Below are 15635 nucleotides of genomic sequence, written 5' to 3' on the forward strand. Positions count from 1 at the left end.
CATGCCCGGCTAAGCGCCGGGGACGATCCAATTTCTGTTGAGGCCTTTTATGTTTGATTATTCCGCTCGCCCAGAACTGCTCAAGGACCGGGTCATTCTGGTCACCGGCGCCGGTCGTGGCATCGGCGCCGCCGCCGCCAAGACCTTTGCCGCTCATGGCGCCACCGTGCTGCTGCTGGGCAAGACCGAAGCCAACCTGACCGAGGTCTACGACGCCATCGAGGCGGCCGGCCATCCGCAGCCGGCGGTAATCCCGTTCAACCTGGAAACCGCCCTGCCGCACCAGTACGACGAATTGGCGGCCATGATCGAAACCGAGTTCGGCCACCTCGACGGCCTGTTGCACAACGCCTCGATCATCGGCCCGCGCACGCCTCTGGAGCAGCTCTCCGGGGAGAACTTCATGCGTGTGATGCAGGTCAACGTCAACGCCATGTTCATGCTTACCAGCACCCTGCTGCCCCTGCTCAAGCTGTCCCAGGATGCTTCGGTGGTCTTCACCTCCAGCAGCGTTGGCCGCAAGGGCCGGGCTTACTGGGGCGCCTACGGCGTGTCGAAATTCGCCACCGAAGGCTTGATGCAGACCCTGGCCGACGAGCTGGACACCGTGGCTCCGGTGCGTGCCAACAGCATCAACCCAGGCGCCACCCGCACCAGCATGCGGGCCCAGGCCTACCCGGGAGAAAACCCCAGCAACAATCCGACCCCGGAAGAAATCATGCCGGTCTATCTGTACCTGATGGGGCCGGACAGCACCGGGATCAACGGTCAAGCCTTCGACGCGCAGTAATACCCCCTCCCGTTCGTCGCGACGGAATACCGTCGCGACGCCTCGGCAATGCCTACCCCGCGTAGGTTTCAAGCCAAACAAATGTCATTTTTGACGACAGCCTTTTTACGCCGAAACCCAAGCTGCTGAATCCAAACAAGTTTTCCCAATATGAACCGAATGGCACGAGTTTCGCTCTAACGACACTCAATACACAGTGCATTGACGCTGTGGAAAACGGCTTGCGCTGAGGGCTTTATAGCCACAGGCGAGACGGCCTAAAATATGCGCGTTGTCCTACGGGACTGATGGAACAGTATGACGCGCAGCTCTGAGCCGCTCTCACCCAGGCAGTTAGACCGTACACAGTGCTCAGGGGGCTCAAGCTCAGATGAAAACACCGACCCAGACCAACGCAATTGACTTCGATAGCGCCAAATTGCAACGCCTGGGCTTTGGCCAGCAGTCGCCACTGATCAAGCAGCCCATCAGCCTCGCCCAGTTGCGCCAGCAACTGGGCCTGCAGCTGCAGACCAGCCTTGAACCGCAACGCATCCTGGGCCTGTTCTTTCGTGAGGTTCAGCGCCTGGTCCCCCTGGATGCCCTGCAGTACCAGCACACTCCGAGCGACCTGCGCCTGGAGTTCGGCCAGCGCGGCCATCACTCCATCAGCTACAGCCTGAGCCACGAAGGCGAACCGATGGGCGAGCTGATCTTTCGCCGCAACCAGCGCTTCAGCGAATCAGAACAGGGCTCCCTGGAATCGCTGCTCTCGACCCTGCTGTACCCGATGCGCAATGCCCTGCTGTATCGCGCCGCCACTCGCAGTGCCCTGCGGGATCCGCTGACTGATACCGGCAATCGCATCGCCATGGACCAGACCCTGCAACGGGAAATCGAAATGGCCCGTCGTCACCTGCTTCCACTGTCGCTGCTGATGCTGGACATCGATCACTTCAAGCGCATCAACGACAACCACGGCCACAGCGCCGGCGATCAAGTTCTCAAGGCCGTTGCCGCGGCAATCAAGGGGCAATTGCGCAATGTCGACATGGTGTTTCGCTTTGGCGGGGAAGAGTTCTTGATCCTGCTGTCCAACACCGGGCGCGAAGCCGCGGCGATGGTGGGCGAGCGTCTGCGCCATGCCGCCCAGGCCCAGGACTACCGGGCCGATGGTCAGCCGATCGAACTTACCGTAAGCCTGGGGTGTTCGACTCTGCTACCGGGAGAATCCGCAGAAAGCCTGTTGCGACGCGCCGACAGCGCGCTGTACGTGGCCAAGCGCGAAGGGCGCAACCGCCTGGCAATGGCGGGCTGAGCACAAGGTAGCGCCCTGCCCCGTTGATGCACGGGCAACTTCATCACCCCATACGCCCAGCGTGCGCGGCAATCGAAGCGCCCGACATTCCCTGACTCAGCCTTCGGCCAGTGCCAGGCGCTCGCGGGTCACCGCAGTCTTTTCCTGCTGCATGCAGCGTTCCAGGAACAGGTACATATAGTCATAGCTCTTGCAGATGGCCTGACGCAGCTCGGCCTGCAGGGCCTTGGTCGGGTTCAGCCCTGCCAGGGTGACGATGATTTCCAGCGCTTCCCAGGGATGGGCGTCGTCGTACTGGGCATGCATCTTCAGCCACTTCATGGCACGTTTGCGATCCTCTTCCGGGAACGCCGCGGCATAGATGCCGTTGGAACACACCAGCGCCGACCACTCGCCCGTGGCCCCTTCAATGGCGTAGTTGGTGGCGGCAATGGCCACGATCAGGGAATCGGCAGAACTGGTATGCCAGCACCAATGGCTCAAGGCATGCAGCTCTGGCGGTACTTGCTGGGCCTGCAGGTCTTCCAGGGTCACGCCATGGGCCCGGCTCCAGTGCACCCAGTAATCGGCATGATTGAGCTCGACCCGGATATTGCGCATCAGCCAGCGACGCGCCATGTCTTCGCCGGGATGGCGGGCAAAACGGGTCTTGGTCAGGTTTTGCGCCATGTACAGGGCGAACTGTTCAACCACCGGCCAGCCGCCAATCAGATACTGACGCATGACTTTGGCACTGAGTTTGTTATCGCGCATGCGCTGGTACAGCTCATGCTCCACGACGCGGCGCTTGCTCTCGCTGCAGTCCTGGATCAATTGCTGGGTCCAGGCGGGGTAACTGGCAGCTTCCATGAGCGGGCCGGTTCGGCTGAATGTGTCGATCACTGTCGGGCTCCTTTTGATTGTGATGTACGGATCCAAAAGAGGTTTCAACGGAACGTACCGGGCGCCTTGAACAACAGTGGCTGTGGTCTCACGGGTCGACACTGCAGGCTGTCACAGGTGAACAATTGCGGGCGTTCAATAATGTAGCCTTGAGCATAATCCACGCCGATCTCAAGCAATGCCTGCTCGATCTGCGGTGTTTCAACAAACTCGGCAATCGTGCGCTTACCCATGACATGCCCGATGTGGTTGATCACTTCGACCATGGCGCGGTTAATCGGGTCGTCCAGCATATCCTTTACGAAACTTCCATCGATCTTGAGGAAGTCTACAGGCAAATGTTTGAGATAAGCGAACGACGACATTCCCGCACAAAAATCATCCAGGGAAAAATGGCAGCCTAAGCCCTTGAGTTCATTTATGAAACGAATGGCACTGCCCAAATTGGCAATCGCACTGGTTTCAGTAATTTCAAAACAGATCAACTTTGGCGGTACGCCATAGACGACAAACTGCTCGCGCAAGAAGTCGAGAAACGCATCATCACCGATGGTGATACCCGACAGGTTGATGGCGCACATTGCCATTGGCCCTTCCCGGCCTTCGGCAATGCATTGGGCAATGATCTTGAATACGTTCTGTACCACCCAACGGTCCAGAGAGGTCATCAGGCCGTAGCGCTCCGCCGCCGGAATGAAGCTGTCCGGCAGAATCATCCGACCCGCCTCGTCATGCAGGCGCAACAGAATCTCCACATGCCCGCCGCCACGCTCGACATGCCCCAGGGCGGTGATCTCCTGCGAATAGAGGCAGAAGCGGTTTTCCTCCAGCGCCATGTGCAGACGCTGGACCCAGGCCATCTCGCCAAAGCGCAGCGACAGCTCGGAATCGTCGGCATGGTAGACCTGCACCCGGTTACGCCCCTTTTCCTTGGCCATGTAGCAGGCCATGTCCGCCGCTCTCAGCGAGGCTTCGAGGGTGGTCGGGGTCTGGGCGATGTGCACCAGGCCGATACTCACGGTGGTCACGAAGGGCCGGCCTTTCCAGACGAAATGCAGATTCTGCACGGTCTGGCGCAGCCCCTCGGCAATCTTCTCCGCGGCCTCGGGCGAGCAATTCTCCAGGAGGATGCCGAACTCGTCCCCACCCAGCCGTGCCAGGGTGTCGCCTTCGCGCAGGCCCGACTGCAGCAGCGCGCAGATATGCCGCAGCAGCTCGTCCCCGGCAGCATGGCCACAGGTGTCATTGACCAGCTTGAACTGATCCAGATCGAGGAACATCAGCGCATGCCGTGCCGGCTGGCGAATCAGGCTGTGCAGGGCCTGCTCCAGGCGGAACTCGAACTCCCGCCGATTGGCCAGCCCGGTCAGGGCGTCATGGGTCGCCTGCCAGGAGAGGTTGGCGATGTATTGCCGCTCCTGGGTCATGTCGTGCAGCACCAGCACCGTGCCGCTGACCTTGCCGGCATTGCGGATCGGCGCCCCCACCAGGGTCACCGAGACCGTGCTGCCATCCAGACGCTGGATCAGTTTGGAATGCTCGCTGCCGCCGCTGAGCTGACCGCTGAGGATGTGTTCGATAAGGGTAAAACCGTCAGCCTGGGCATTTTCATCCAGCAGGTTGAACAAGGCTGCCAGGGGCAACCCCACTGCCTGCTCGGCCTTCCAGCGAGTCAGGTCCTCTGCCGCCGGGTTCATGTAGGCGATGGCACCTTCGACGTCGGTGGTGATCACCCCGTCGCCGATGGACTGCAGGGTGATCTGCGCCCGCTCCTTTTCCAGTTGCAGGGCGTCGGCAAAGGCATGGCGCTGGGCCAGCAGCTTGTGCGTGCGCAGCAGGGCCAGGGCAATCAGCACCAGCGCGGTTGCCAGATTGGTCACCAGCAACAGCCGCAAGATCACCCGCGAACCCTCGCCCAAGGCATCGCTGAAGGCCTTGGCAGCGGGAGTGACGCCATCATTGATGGCGAAAATCTGACTCTTCCAGCGCTGCACGTCGCCTTCGCTGGCGCTGTTGCTGCCGATCCTCTGGTGCATCTCCCGGGCCACGGTGTCCAGTTGCAACAGGTATCCGTCCCCCACGGTCCACAGATCGATGGCCTTTTCCAGGTAGCTGAAATGACGGAAGTTGAGGTACAGCCAGATCAGGCTGGAGACATCGTCCGGGTGATTGCCGCCCTTGAGGATGCCCAGGCGTGCGGCCTCCAGATCCGGTGGCTGGTGATCCAGGGCAACCCGCAACTCATGCCCGCCCTGGGGCACGGCAATTGCGTTCTGGTACTTGAGGAAAGTGCCTTCGTCGCGGCTGTCGGCATACAGATTGAGGTAGTAGATGGCGTCTTTCTGGCCTTTGGACCACAGGCTTTCACCAGCCACATAGCCCCGTACCGCCGACAGTACGTACAGGCTGAGGCCGCCCAACAGCGCTTGAAATAACACCACGGCGATGAAGGGCCAGACGATGCCCAACAAGCGCGGCGTTGCGAAAGTCCGCTTTTGCTTCATGAGGGTCCTTGCTTGCGCACAGCCAAATGAACACCCAGTAGTTGCGCCTCAGACAGCACAGGTTAGGCCAATTTCCACAGAACCGGCGCAGGGCAGACCGCCGTTGACGCAGGCTGGCTGGAGAAACGGGCCGCCGCACTAAAGTCGAAACGGTTGTTCCACCAGGAAATTCAAGCACTAAGCACAGAAAGACGGATAAAACTCAAGGCTATCGAACCTGCTGCAAATGCCCGTACAGCTTGGCGTAAAGGCCGCCATCGGCAATCAGCTGCTGATGGTCGCCATCTTCGGCAATCTGCCCGCCATCGAACACCAAAACCCGGTCCGCCTGTTTTACCGCTGACAAGCGATGGGCAATGATCAGCGTAGTCCGCCCACGCAGAAAACGCGTCAAGGCCTGATGCAGGTTGTACTCGGTGGCAGCATCCAGGGCGGAAGTGGCCTCATCGAGGATCACCACCTTGGGCTCGGCCAGAACCATCCGCGCAATCGCCAGGCGCTGACGCTGGCCCCCGGACAAACGCACGCCGGAACGCCCCACCACGCTGTCCAGCCCCTGCGGCAAGGCCCTGACGGTAGCGTCCAACTGGGCAATTTCCAGGGCCTGCCAGCAGGCTTCGTCACTGCGCTCGCGCCCCATGGCCAGGTTGGCGCGGATGGTGTCGTTGAACAGCGCGGGATGCTGCAACACCACCGCCACGTTCTCCCGCACCGTCTCCAGGCCGATTTCCTGCTGGGTCGAACCACCAAAGCGGATCACCCCGGTCTGCGGTGTGTACAGCCCCAGCAGCAACTGCACCAGGGTGCTCTTGCCGCCACCGCTGGCACCGACAATGGCTACCTTTTCACCGGGAGCGATGGACAGGTCCATATTGTCCAGCACCCGCTCGTCACCGTAGCCGAAGCTTAAGCCGCGGACCTCGATGCCGACGGTCTCGCGCCCCACGAACGGGTCCGCACCCGGGCCGTACTGCGGTTCGTCGGCCCGCGCCAGCAGCTCGTTGATCCGGGTCAGTGCGCCGCCCGCGGCGTAGTAGGCGTATTGCAGGTTCAGCAACTGTTCCACCGGCCCGATCATGAACCACAGGTAACTGAATACCGCCAGCATCTGGCCGATGGACAGGTCGGAGAACAACACGGTCAGCATCGCCGCCGCACGGAAGATATCGATGCCGAACTGGAACAGCAGCCCGCTGGCGCGGCCCGAGGCATCGCTTTTCCATTGCGAGGCCACAGCGTAGTCCCGCACTTCCTCGGCACGCCGCCCCAGGCGCCCGAGAAAGTAGCCCTGGCGATTGCTCGCGCGAATTTCCTGGATAGCCTCCAGGGTCTCGGTCAGGGCCTGGGTAAAGCGCGAAGTGCTGTCGTTTTCCAGCTTCTTCAGGTGCTTGACCCGCTTGCCCAACTGCACCGTGGCGAAGATCACCAGCGGGTTGAACAGCAGGATCAGCAAGGCCAGTTTCCAGTGCATCCACATCAGGATGCCCGCCGTGCCCACCAGGGTCAGCATGGCCACCAGGAAGCGGCTGAGGGTCTCACCGACGAACTTGTCCACAGTGTCCAGGTCGGTGACCAGGTGAGTGGTGACCGTACCGCCCCCCAGGCTTTCGTATTCCCCCAGGGAAATGCGCTTGAGCCGCTCGATCAGCCGCACGCGGATGCGGTAGACGATGTCCTTGGCCAGCCCGGCAAACAGCCGCGCCTGAATCACGTTGAACACCAGCGCCGAGCAGCGCAGGATCAGCGTCACCATGAGCATCAGGCCGATATAGCCAGCGGCACTCTGCCATCCCTGGGGCAGGAAGCGGTTCATCACCTGCAGAGCGGCATCGCCGTGCCCCAACAGCACCTCATCCACCAGCAAGGGCAGCAGCAGCGGGATCGGCACACTGCACAGGGTCGCCAGCACGGCGACGCCGTTGGCGATCCACAGAGATTTCTTGTGCTCAAGAGCCAGGCGACGGATATGCGCCCAGCTCAGGCGATCGATCGGCTTACCGCTGACGCTTGAATCCACCGGTTCAGGCACAGGCGGCGCGCTCCAGCCAGCGCCCCAACAGAGGGGACAGCTCGCTCAGCGGCTGATAGCCGTTGGTCAGCAATGCCAACTGGCCATTACGCTCGGCCAGCAAGGTAGGAAAGCCGGCGATTCCCAGGTCCTGGACCCAGGTGAAGTCCGCCGCGGTAGCCACATGCTGCTCGGCCCGGTCGAAGGCCTCGGCGAATTCGATGCGCGGCACCCCTGCCCGCTCCGCCAGCTCCACCAGCACACTGGCCAGGGTGACATCCCGGCCTTCGACATAGAACGCCTGCTGGATCAGCCCCAGCAGGGTCCAGGCGCAGTCCGCCGCCAGGCCACGTGCGGTGACGATGGCGCGACAGGCCGGTTCGGTGTCATAGACAAAGCCATCGGGCAAGGCGCCCTCGAAGCCGAACGGTTGGCCGGTGGCCTGGTGCACCGCCTGCCAGTGCTCGAGGATGTAGCGCCGGGTATTGGGTTCCAGGGCCGCACCGCTACCGGTACGCAAGCCCCCCACCACCAGGTGCACCTCGACCCCGGCGGCCCGGGCCTGCTCCGCCAGGGCCTGGGCCACGGGCGCAAAGCCCCAGCACCATGAACACATCGGGTCCATCACATAGAGCAGGCGGGCAGACATGGCTCAAGCCTCGGAAGAAGATTGCTTGTAGTTGTAACCAATCGGGTGCGGCATGTTGCGAGCCTTGGCCAATTCGATCTGCTTCTGCCGGTCGATGGCGCTGCGGCGGGTCTTCTCGCTCAGCTTGTCCCAGCAGTGCGGGCAGCTGATACCAGGCACATAGTGCTCGGATGCACGATCCTCGACGCTCACTGGAGTACGGCAGGCATGACATTGATCGTAGTCGCCTTCGCTCAGGTCGTGGCGCACGGTGACCCGGTTATCGAACACGAAGCAGTCGCCCTGCCATTTGCTCTCTTGCTGCGGCACCTCTTCGAGGTACTTGAGGATCCCGCCCTTGAGGTGGAACACCTCGTCGAAGCCTTCGCTGAGCATGTAGCTCGAGGCCTTCTCGCAACGGATGCCGCCGGTGCAGAACATCGCCACCTTCTTGTGCTTGCTCGGGTCGAAGTGGGCTTTGATGTAGTCCGGGAATTCGCGGAAGCTGGTGGTCTTGGGGTCGATGGCGCCTTCGAAGGTGCCAATGGACACTTCATAGTCGTTGCGGGTATCGATCAGCAGCACTTCCGGATCGCTGATCAGGGCGTTCCAGTCCTGTGGCTCGACGTAGGTCCCGACCTTCTTGTTGGGATCGACGCCGGGCACGCCCAGGGTAACGATCTCTTTCTTGAGCTTGACCTTGGTGCGGTAGAACGGCTGCTCGTCGCAGTAGGATTCCTTGTGATCGATATCCACCATGCGCGGGTCGTTCTTCAGCCAGGCCAACAGCCCGTCGATGCCTTCGCGGCTGCCGGAAACCGTGCCGTTGATGCCTTCTTCGGCAATTAGCAAGGTGCCCTTGATGCCGTTGTCGAGCATTGCCTGCAACAGGGGCTCACGCAGGTTGACGTAATCTTCGAGGGTGACGAACTTGTACAGTGCCGCCACGACAATAGGTTGTGCCATGGGTAATCTCCAGGTGGCTACCCTCGTAAAGGGTGAACCGGATGCAAAAAAAAACGCGCCGGCATAAGCGGCGCGTTGCGGATTCTAACAAAAAAACCGCGGTTAATGCTGACTGCCACCGGCACAGGTCGGCGAAGCCGGAGCCACACCGATCTTCGACCATTCCTCAGGCGTATAAGTGTGCAGCGCCAACGCATGGAACTGGCCCATCAGCTCACCCAGGGTGGCGTAGACCTTCTGATGGCGCTTGACGCTGTTGAGGCCGGCGAACTGCTCGCTGACCAGTACCGCCTTGAAGTGGGTTTCCAGGCCACGGCTGTGCATGTGGCTTTCATCCAGCACTTGCAGGTGCTCGGGCTGTAATGCCCCGAGCGCCGCTTCGATACGTTGTTGCATGGTCATTGCGGGCTCCGCTTACTTCTTCTTCGCCGGGGCAGCCTTGGGCTCGAGCTCGGCGGTCATGTCGGCCAGCAGCTTGTTCACCACCGGTACCGCGCTTTCCAGCTTGGCCTGGGTCATCTGCGCCGACTGCTGGGTCAGCTGGGGCATTTTTTCCAGGACTTTCTTGCCCAGTGGCGACTGATAGAAAGCCACCAGTTCCTTGAGCTCCGATTCGCTGAAATTGCTGGTATAGAGCTTGACCATGTCCGGCTTCAGCTTGTTCCAGCCAATGGCCTGGTCCAGGGCGGCATTGGCCTTGGCCTGGTAGGTTTCCAGCAGGGCACGCTTGGATTCCGGGGCTTTGGTCTGCTCGAAGCGCTGGGCGAACATTTGCTGAACTTGCATGTACACCGGGGTACCGAGCTTGTCCGCATGGGCCAGGGTCAGGAAGGCCTCGGCACTGGCGTTGTGGCTGGCGGTATCGGCAAGAACCTGGCCGCTGGCACACACCAGAACAACCGCGGTACAGATGGCACGAAAACGGGTCATCGAGTTTCCTTTATCTAGCAGGCGAGGTAGAACCCCAAGGGCGCCCATTCTGCGCCTATTAATCCGCGTCCCTCAACCCCACGCCGACCGGCCCCCGGTTTTGCTCGGCCATGGCGGGGAAAAACCCCCGGCATGGAACCCGAGCCGCGGATCACGGCCTAAACTGGCCTGTCAGACTAGGAGGATTGCCACGATGAACCGAATCGAAACCGACAGCCTGGGCCAGGTTGAAGTCCCGCAAGAAGCCTACTGGGGCGCGCAGACCCAACGTTCGCTGGTCAACTTCGCCATCGGCAACGAACGCATGCCCTTGGCGGTGCTGCATGCCCTGGCCCTGATCAAGAAAGCCGCGGCGCGGGTCAACGACCGCAACGGCGACATCCCTGCCGATATCGCCCGCCTGATCGAACAGGCCGCCGACGAAGTGCTCGCGGGCGAGCATGACGACCAGTTCCCTCTGGTGGTGTGGCAGACCGGCAGCGGTACCCAAAGCAACATGAACGTCAACGAAGTGCTGGCTGGACGGGCCAACGAGCTGGCGGGCAACCCTCGGGCGGCAAGACCCCGGTGCACCCCAATGACCACGTCAATCGCTCGCAGAGCTCCAACGACTGCTTCCCCACTGCCATGCACATTGCGGCGGCCCAGGCGGTGCAGTTCCAGTTGCTGCCAGCGATCACCGAGCTCTCCGGCGGCCTGGCCGAGCTGTCGGCGCGGCACATGAAGCTGGTGAAGACCGGTCGCACCCACATGATGGACGCCACCCCCATTACCTTTGGCCAGGAAATCTCGGCCTTCATCGCCCAACTGGGGTACGCCGAGCGCGCCATCCGCAGCGCTTTGCCGGCCGTCTGCGAACTGGCCCAGGGCGGCACCGCGGTAGGCACCGGGCTCAACTCACCCCACGGTTTCGGCGAGGCCATCGCCGCCGAGTTGGCGGCGCTCTCGGGCCTGCCCTTCGTCACGGCGTCGAACAAGTTCGCCGCCCTGGCCGGCCATGAACCGCTGACCAGCCTTTCCGGCGCCCTGAAGACCCTCGCCGTGTGCCTGATGAAAATCGCCAACGACCTGCGCCTGCTGGGCTCCGGGCCACGGGCGGGCCTGGCCGAGGTCAAGCTCCCCGCCAACGAGCCCGGCAGCTCGATCATGCCCGGCAAGGTCAACCCGACCCAGTGCGAAGCCCTGTCGATGCTGGCCTGCCAGGTCATGGGCAACGATGTGACCATCGGCTTTGCCGCCAGCCAGGGCCACCTGCAACTGAACGTGTTCAAGCCGGTGATCATCCACAACCTGCTGCAATCGATCCGCCTGCTGGCCGATGGCTGCAGCAACTTCCAGCACCATTGCATCGCCGGGCTGGAGCCTGACCCGCAACAGATGGCCGCGCACCTGGAGCGCGGGCTGATGCTGGTGACCGCGCTCAATACCCATATCGGCTACGACAAGGCCGCCGAGATCGCCAAGAAGGCCTATGCCGAGAACCTGACCCTGCGCGAGGCGGCGCTGGAACTCGGGTACCTGACCGATGAACAGTTCGATGCCTGGGTCCGCCCGGAAAACATGCTGGAGGCCGGGAAGCAGGGGTAAGACCGCAGTCGCCTTCGCTAGCGAGCCAGCTCCTGCCACAACCCGACTGCAGGAGCTGGCTCGCCAGCGAAGCTCAGCCCGCCGCAATCCGCTGCCGCCGCGCTCGCAACCCCGCCATCAACGACGGACCCAGTGCCGTCAGCGCCGACCCCAGCACCACCAGCAGCGCCCCGCCATAGCCCAGGCCATTGATCTGCTCGGCCTGCACATACTCGGGCCAGAGCCAGGCTGCCCAAGCCACCGCGACAAAGGTCACCAGCGGCGTAATGGCCAGGGTCGCGCTGACCCGCGACGCTTCCCAATGGGCCAGAGCCTCGGCAAAGGCGCCATAGGCAATCAGGGTATTGAGGCAGCACGCCAGCAACAGCCAACCCTGCAACGGGTTCAATTCCAGCGCCTCCAGCGGATGAGCCCAAGGGGTGAGCAACAAGGCGCAGAACAGGTAGATCACCATCATTACCTGCAGGGAATTCCACACGCTCAGCAGTTGCTTCTGGCCCAGGGCGTAGAAGGTCCAGACCGCGGAAGCGGCAAGAATGGTCAGGACCCCCGCGGTGTAGTCGCTCAGGGAAGTCAGCAGTTCGCTCAGGCGCTGATTGAAGAACAGCCCAAAGCCGATCAGCAGCACCAGAAGCCCCAGGCCCTGGCCGAGGCTGAACCGCTCCTTGAATACGAACAGGCTGGCGATCAACAGCAGGATAGGCCCCATCTGCACCACCAGTTGCGCGGTGCCCGGGCTCAACAGATTGAGGCCCATGAGGTACAGCACGTAATTGCCTACCAGGCCACAGACCGAGATCGGCACCAGCCAGATACCCTTGGGGCCCAGCACTCGCCAGCGCGGCAGGCGCCCCACCGCCGCCAGGTAGGCCAGCAGGCAGCCACCGGACACCGTCAGGCGAAACCAGGTCACGGTAACCGGGTCCATCACTTGCAGTACCTGCTTGAGCTTGATGGGCAGGATGCCCCACAACAGCGCGGTCAATAAGGCCAGGAACAGACCATAGACCCAGCGACCGGACGAGACGTGCATGCGAACCCCACAAGGCCTTACGAGCAAGGCTCACATACTAGGCCCGCGCCGGCAGCCGACACAGAGACAGTTGGCGACAAAGCGCAAACAGGATTGTGCAGGTCGCAAACCGGCCCCACGGGAGCCGGCTTGCCGACGAAGCGAAACCTAGCGTACCGCCTCGAACAACCCCGTGGCCCCCATGCCGCCACCCACGCACATGGTGACGATGCCATAGCGCAGGTTGCGCCGCTGCAGCTCGCGCACCAGATGCCCGACCTGACGCGAACCGGTCATGCCGAACGGGTGGCCGATGGAGATCGAGCCGCCATTGACGTTGTAACGGGCGTTGTCGATCTCCAGGCGGTCGCGGGCATACAGGCACTGGGAAGCGAACGCTTCATTGAGCTCCCAAAGATCGATGTCAGCCACGCTCAGGCCCTTGGCCTTGAGCAACTTGGGCACCGAGAACACCGGGCCGATACCCATCTCGTCCGGCTCGCAGCCGGCCACGGTAAAGCCGCGGAAGAATGCCTTGGGCTTGAGCCCCAGGGCCAGGGCCCGCTCCAGGCTCATCACCAGGGTCATCGAAGCACCGTCGGACAGCTGCGAGGAATTGCCCGCCGTCACCGAACCGTCGTCGGCAAACACCGGCTTCAACGCCGCTAGGTTTTCCAGGGTGGTGTCGGGGCGGTTGCAATCGTCGCGGTCCACCACGCCATCAAGGATCTGCACCTCGCCGGTGTTCTTGTCCTCGACCTTGTACTTGACCGTCATCGGCACGATCTCGTCGCTGAAAAGGCCGGCGGCCTGGGCCTGGGCGGTACGCTGCTGGCTTTGCAGGGAGTAGCGGTCCTGGGCTTCGCGGCTGACACCGTAGCGCCGGGCCACCACTTCGGCGGTCTGGCCCATGGGGAAGTAGATGCCCGGTACCTGCTCCTTGAGCAGCGGGTTGACCAGGTTTTCGGTGTTGACGCTCTTCATGGTCAGGCTGATGGATTCGACGCCACCGGCCACGATGATGTCGCTGCAGCCGGAGGCGATCTGGTTGGCGGCGATGGCGATCGCCTGCAGGCCCGAGGAACAGAAGCGGTTGAGGGTCATCCCCGCGGTGCCGGTGCCCAGGGCCGAGAGCACCGCGACGTTGCGCCCTATGTTGAAACCCTGGGCCCCTTCATTGGAGCCGGCGCCGACGATGCAGTCCTCGACACTGGCCGGGTCGATGCCGTTGCGGGCGAGCAGCGCATTGACGCAGTGGGCGGCCATGTCATCCGGACGGGTCTGGTTGAACTTGCCCCGAAAGGACTTGGCCAGGCCAGTCCGTACGCTGTCGACGATCACCACTTCACGCATGACGCACCTCATTATTGTTGGCGGCAGGAAGAGCATCGAGCATAGATCCCCCTCCTGTCCCGCCGCGACAATCATTCACTGGGCGTATGCGCGACCATCGACCTACTTCTTGTCTTTCTTGTCGTGCTTGTCCGAGCGCTCGAACGCGGCTTCCAGGGCGCGGTTGATGGTGCGCAGAACCTTGACCCGGGCCCAGCGCTTGTCGTTGGCCTCCACCAGAGTCCAGGGCGACACCTCGGTGCTGGTGCGGTCGACCATGTCGCCGACGGCAGCGCGGTAATCGTCCCACTTGTCGCGGTTGCGCCAGTCGTCCTCGGTGATCTTGAAACGCTTGAAGGGAATCTCCTCCCGGGCCTGGAAGCGCTCCAGCTGGGTGTCCTTGTCGATGGCCAGCCAGAACTTGACGACGATCACCCGGGCATCAGCCAACTGCTCCTCGAAGTCGTTGATCTCGCTGTAGGCCCGCAACCAGTCGGCGGGGCTGCAGAAGCCCTCGATGCGCTCCACCAGCACCCGGCCGTACCAGGAACGATCGAAGATGGTGAACTTGCCCCGGGCCGGGATATGCCGCCAGAAACGCCAGAGATAGGGCTGGGCGCGCTCCTCTTCCGTGGGCGCGGCAATCGGCACGATGCTGTACTGGCGCGGGTCCAGGGCCGCCGCGACCCGGCGGATGGCCCCGCCCTTGCCCGCCGCGTCGTTGCCTTCGAACACCGCCACCAGGGCGTGCTTGCGCATGCGCTTGTCCCGCAGCAGGCCGGCCAGGCGCGCCTGTTCGGTAATCAGTTGTTCTTCGTAGTCGTCCTTGTCCAGGTGCTGGGTCATGTCCAGGCTGTCCAGCAGGCTGAGCTGATCCACCGCCGGAGGCAGCGGCGCCGCGTTGACCTGGGTGGCTCGCAGGGGCTGGCGGTTCAGCGCGCTTTGCAGCCCTTCCAGGAGAATCCGCCCCACGGTAAGGCTGCGGTAATGCGGATCGACGCCCTCGATCACGTGCCAGGGCGCATAGTCGCGGCTGGTGCGGCGCAGCACGCGCTCGCCGTACTTGACGAACTTGTCGTAGGTTTCTGACTGCTGCCAGTCCAGCGGGCTGATGCGCCAGCTGTGCAGCGGGTCGTCCTGCAACGCCTTGAGGCGGGCCTTCATCTGTTTCTTGGACAGGTGGAACCAGAACTTGAAGATCAGTGCGCCCTCATCGCAGAGCATCTTCTCCAGGCGCTCGGCGCCGTTGATCGCCTGGTCCAGGCGTGGGTCCTTGATCTCGCCATGGACCCGGCTCTGCAGCATCTGGCTGTACCAGTTGCCGAAGAACACCCCCATGCGCCCCTTGGCCGGAAGCATCCGCCAGTAGCGCCAGGCCGGTGGCCGCGACAGTTCCTCGTCGGTCTGCTGGTCGAAGGTGCGCACCTCGATCAGCCGCGGGTCCATCCATTCGTTGAGCAGCTTGACCGTCTCGCCCTTGCCCGCGCCCTCGATCCCGTTGATCAGCACGATCACCGGAAAGTTCGCCTTCTGGCGCAGTTCGAACTGGGCTTCGAGCAAGGCCTCGCGCAACGCCGGCACCTCGGCATCGTAGGTTTCTTTGTCGATGGCGTGACCGATTTCAGCGGATTCGAACATGGGTGGCTCCCTTCCAAGAATTTTCCAAGACTAGCGGATCGACCTCGGCCAGGGAAAACAA

At 62.5% G+C, this 15635-nt stretch carries 12 protein-coding genes and 1 pseudogene; 3 read left to right on the plus strand and 10 right to left on the minus strand.

Annotation, left to right across the window (positions count from 1 at the left end; all coding sequences use genetic code 11):
* Positions 1–49: 49 nt before the first annotated feature.
* Together KI242_RS22575 and KI242_RS22580 are read left to right on the plus strand one after the other, a co-directional pair.
* Positions 50–790 carry a YciK family oxidoreductase gene (locus tag KI242_RS22575; protein WP_015636577.1) on the plus strand — a complete coding sequence of 247 codons (741 nt, stop codon included), beginning with the start codon at positions 50–52 and terminating at the stop codon, positions 788–790.
* Between the two features lie 370 nt (positions 791–1160).
* Positions 1161–2087 (plus strand): GGDEF domain-containing protein, encoded by a 927-nt coding sequence (locus tag KI242_RS22580; protein ID WP_152686355.1) that lies wholly within the window; start codon positions 1161–1163, stop codon positions 2085–2087.
* A 96-nt stretch (positions 2088–2183) separates the two neighbouring features.
* On the opposite strand, the gene KI242_RS22585 is transcribed toward KI242_RS22580, so the two are convergent.
* The 7 genes from KI242_RS22585 to KI242_RS22615 all read right to left on the minus strand — a co-directional run bounded on the left by KI242_RS22585 (position 2184) and on the right by KI242_RS22615 (position 10005).
* A complete protein-coding gene (locus KI242_RS22585) occupies positions 2184–2969 on the minus strand; it encodes an iron-containing redox enzyme family protein (RefSeq protein ID WP_011062591.1) in 786 nt (261 codons plus the stop codon).
* Positions 2970–3013: 44 nt separating this feature from the next.
* A complete protein-coding gene (locus KI242_RS22590) occupies positions 3014–5473 on the minus strand; it encodes an EAL domain-containing protein (protein WP_011062592.1) in 2460 nt (819 codons plus the stop codon).
* A gap of 208 nt (positions 5474–5681) precedes the next feature.
* A complete protein-coding gene (locus KI242_RS22595; RefSeq protein ID WP_169892275.1) occupies positions 5682–7463 on the minus strand; it encodes an ABC transporter ATP-binding protein in 1782 nt (593 codons plus the stop codon).
* A 31-nt stretch (positions 7464–7494) separates the two neighbouring features.
* A complete protein-coding gene (locus tag KI242_RS22600) occupies positions 7495–8097 on the minus strand; it encodes a DsbA family protein (RefSeq protein ID WP_169892285.1) in 603 nt (200 codons plus the stop codon).
* 36 nt (positions 8098–8133) lie between these two features.
* Positions 8134–9075 carry a rhodanese-related sulfurtransferase gene (locus KI242_RS22605; protein WP_011062595.1) on the minus strand — a complete coding sequence of 314 codons (942 nt, stop codon included), beginning with the start codon at positions 9073–9075 and terminating at the stop codon, positions 8134–8136.
* 102 nt (positions 9076–9177) lie between these two features.
* Positions 9178–9477 (minus strand): BolA family protein, encoded by a 300-nt coding sequence (locus KI242_RS22610; RefSeq protein ID WP_011062596.1) that lies wholly within the window; start codon positions 9475–9477, stop codon positions 9178–9180.
* A gap of 12 nt (positions 9478–9489) precedes the next feature.
* Positions 9490–10005 (minus strand): DUF2059 domain-containing protein, encoded by a 516-nt coding sequence (locus KI242_RS22615; protein WP_015636579.1) that lies wholly within the window; start codon positions 10003–10005, stop codon positions 9490–9492.
* 193 nt (positions 10006–10198) lie between these two features.
* Here KI242_RS22615 and KI242_RS22620 point away from each other — a divergent pair.
* Positions 10199–11592 (plus strand): annotated as a pseudogene (locus KI242_RS22620) (class II fumarate hydratase).
* A gap of 73 nt (positions 11593–11665) precedes the next feature.
* Here KI242_RS22620 and KI242_RS22625 read toward each other — a convergent pair.
* The 3 genes from KI242_RS22625 to pap form a co-directional block, all read right to left on the minus strand.
* Positions 11666–12625, minus strand: coding sequence for a DMT family transporter (locus KI242_RS22625; RefSeq protein ID WP_019093385.1), 960 nt, complete (start codon positions 12623–12625; stop codon positions 11666–11668).
* A gap of 147 nt (positions 12626–12772) precedes the next feature.
* Positions 12773–13957: a thiolase family protein gene (locus KI242_RS22630; RefSeq protein WP_011062600.1), complete on the minus strand. Its 1185-nt coding sequence runs from the start codon at positions 13955–13957 to the stop codon at positions 12773–12775.
* A gap of 102 nt (positions 13958–14059) precedes the next feature.
* The gene (gene pap, locus KI242_RS22635) at positions 14060–15574 is read right to left on the minus strand and encodes a polyphosphate:AMP phosphotransferase (protein ID WP_011062601.1); all 1515 of its coding nucleotides are present in this window, start codon (positions 15572–15574) and stop codon (positions 14060–14062) included.
* Positions 15575–15635: the final 61 nt, after the last annotated feature.

This window comes from Pseudomonas sp. Eqa60 (assembly GCF_018326405.1).
Taxonomy (GTDB): domain Bacteria; phylum Pseudomonadota; class Gammaproteobacteria; order Pseudomonadales; family Pseudomonadaceae; genus Aquipseudomonas; species Aquipseudomonas protegens.

What these genes read in the sequence shown, in the direction of transcription:
- KI242_RS22575 (WP_015636577.1), top strand. Translation starts at nt 50, where the DNA reads ATGTTTGATTATTCCGCTCGCCCAGAACTGCTCAAGGACCGGGTCATT.
- KI242_RS22580 (WP_152686355.1), top strand. Translation starts at nt 1,161, where the DNA reads ATGAAAACACCGACCCAGACCAACGCAATTGACTTCGATAGCGCCAAA.
- KI242_RS22590 (WP_011062592.1), bottom strand. Translation starts at nt 5,473, where the DNA reads ATGAAGCAAAAGCGGACTTTCGCAACGCCGCGCTTGTTGGGCATCGTC.
- KI242_RS22600 (WP_169892285.1), bottom strand. Translation starts at nt 8,097, where the DNA reads ATGTGTTCATGGTGCTGGGGCTTTGCGCCCGTGGCCCAGGCCCTGGCG.
- KI242_RS22605 (WP_011062595.1), bottom strand. Translation starts at nt 9,075, where the DNA reads ATGGCACAACCTATTGTCGTGGCGGCACTGTACAAGTTCGTCACCCTC.
- KI242_RS22610 (WP_011062596.1), bottom strand. Translation starts at nt 9,477, where the DNA reads ATGACCATGCAACAACGTATCGAAGCGGCGCTCGGGGCATTACAGCCC.
- KI242_RS22615 (WP_015636579.1), bottom strand. Translation starts at nt 10,005, where the DNA reads ATGACCCGTTTTCGTGCCATCTGTACCGCGGTTGTTCTGGTGTGTGCC.
- KI242_RS22625 (WP_019093385.1), bottom strand. Translation starts at nt 12,625, where the DNA reads ATGCACGTCTCGTCCGGTCGCTGGGTCTATGGTCTGTTCCTGGCCTTA.
- KI242_RS22630 (WP_011062600.1), bottom strand. Translation starts at nt 13,957, where the DNA reads ATGCGTGAAGTGGTGATCGTCGACAGCGTACGGACTGGCCTGGCCAAG.
- pap (WP_011062601.1), bottom strand. Translation starts at nt 15,574, where the DNA reads ATGTTCGAATCCGCTGAAATCGGTCACGCCATCGACAAAGAAACCTAC.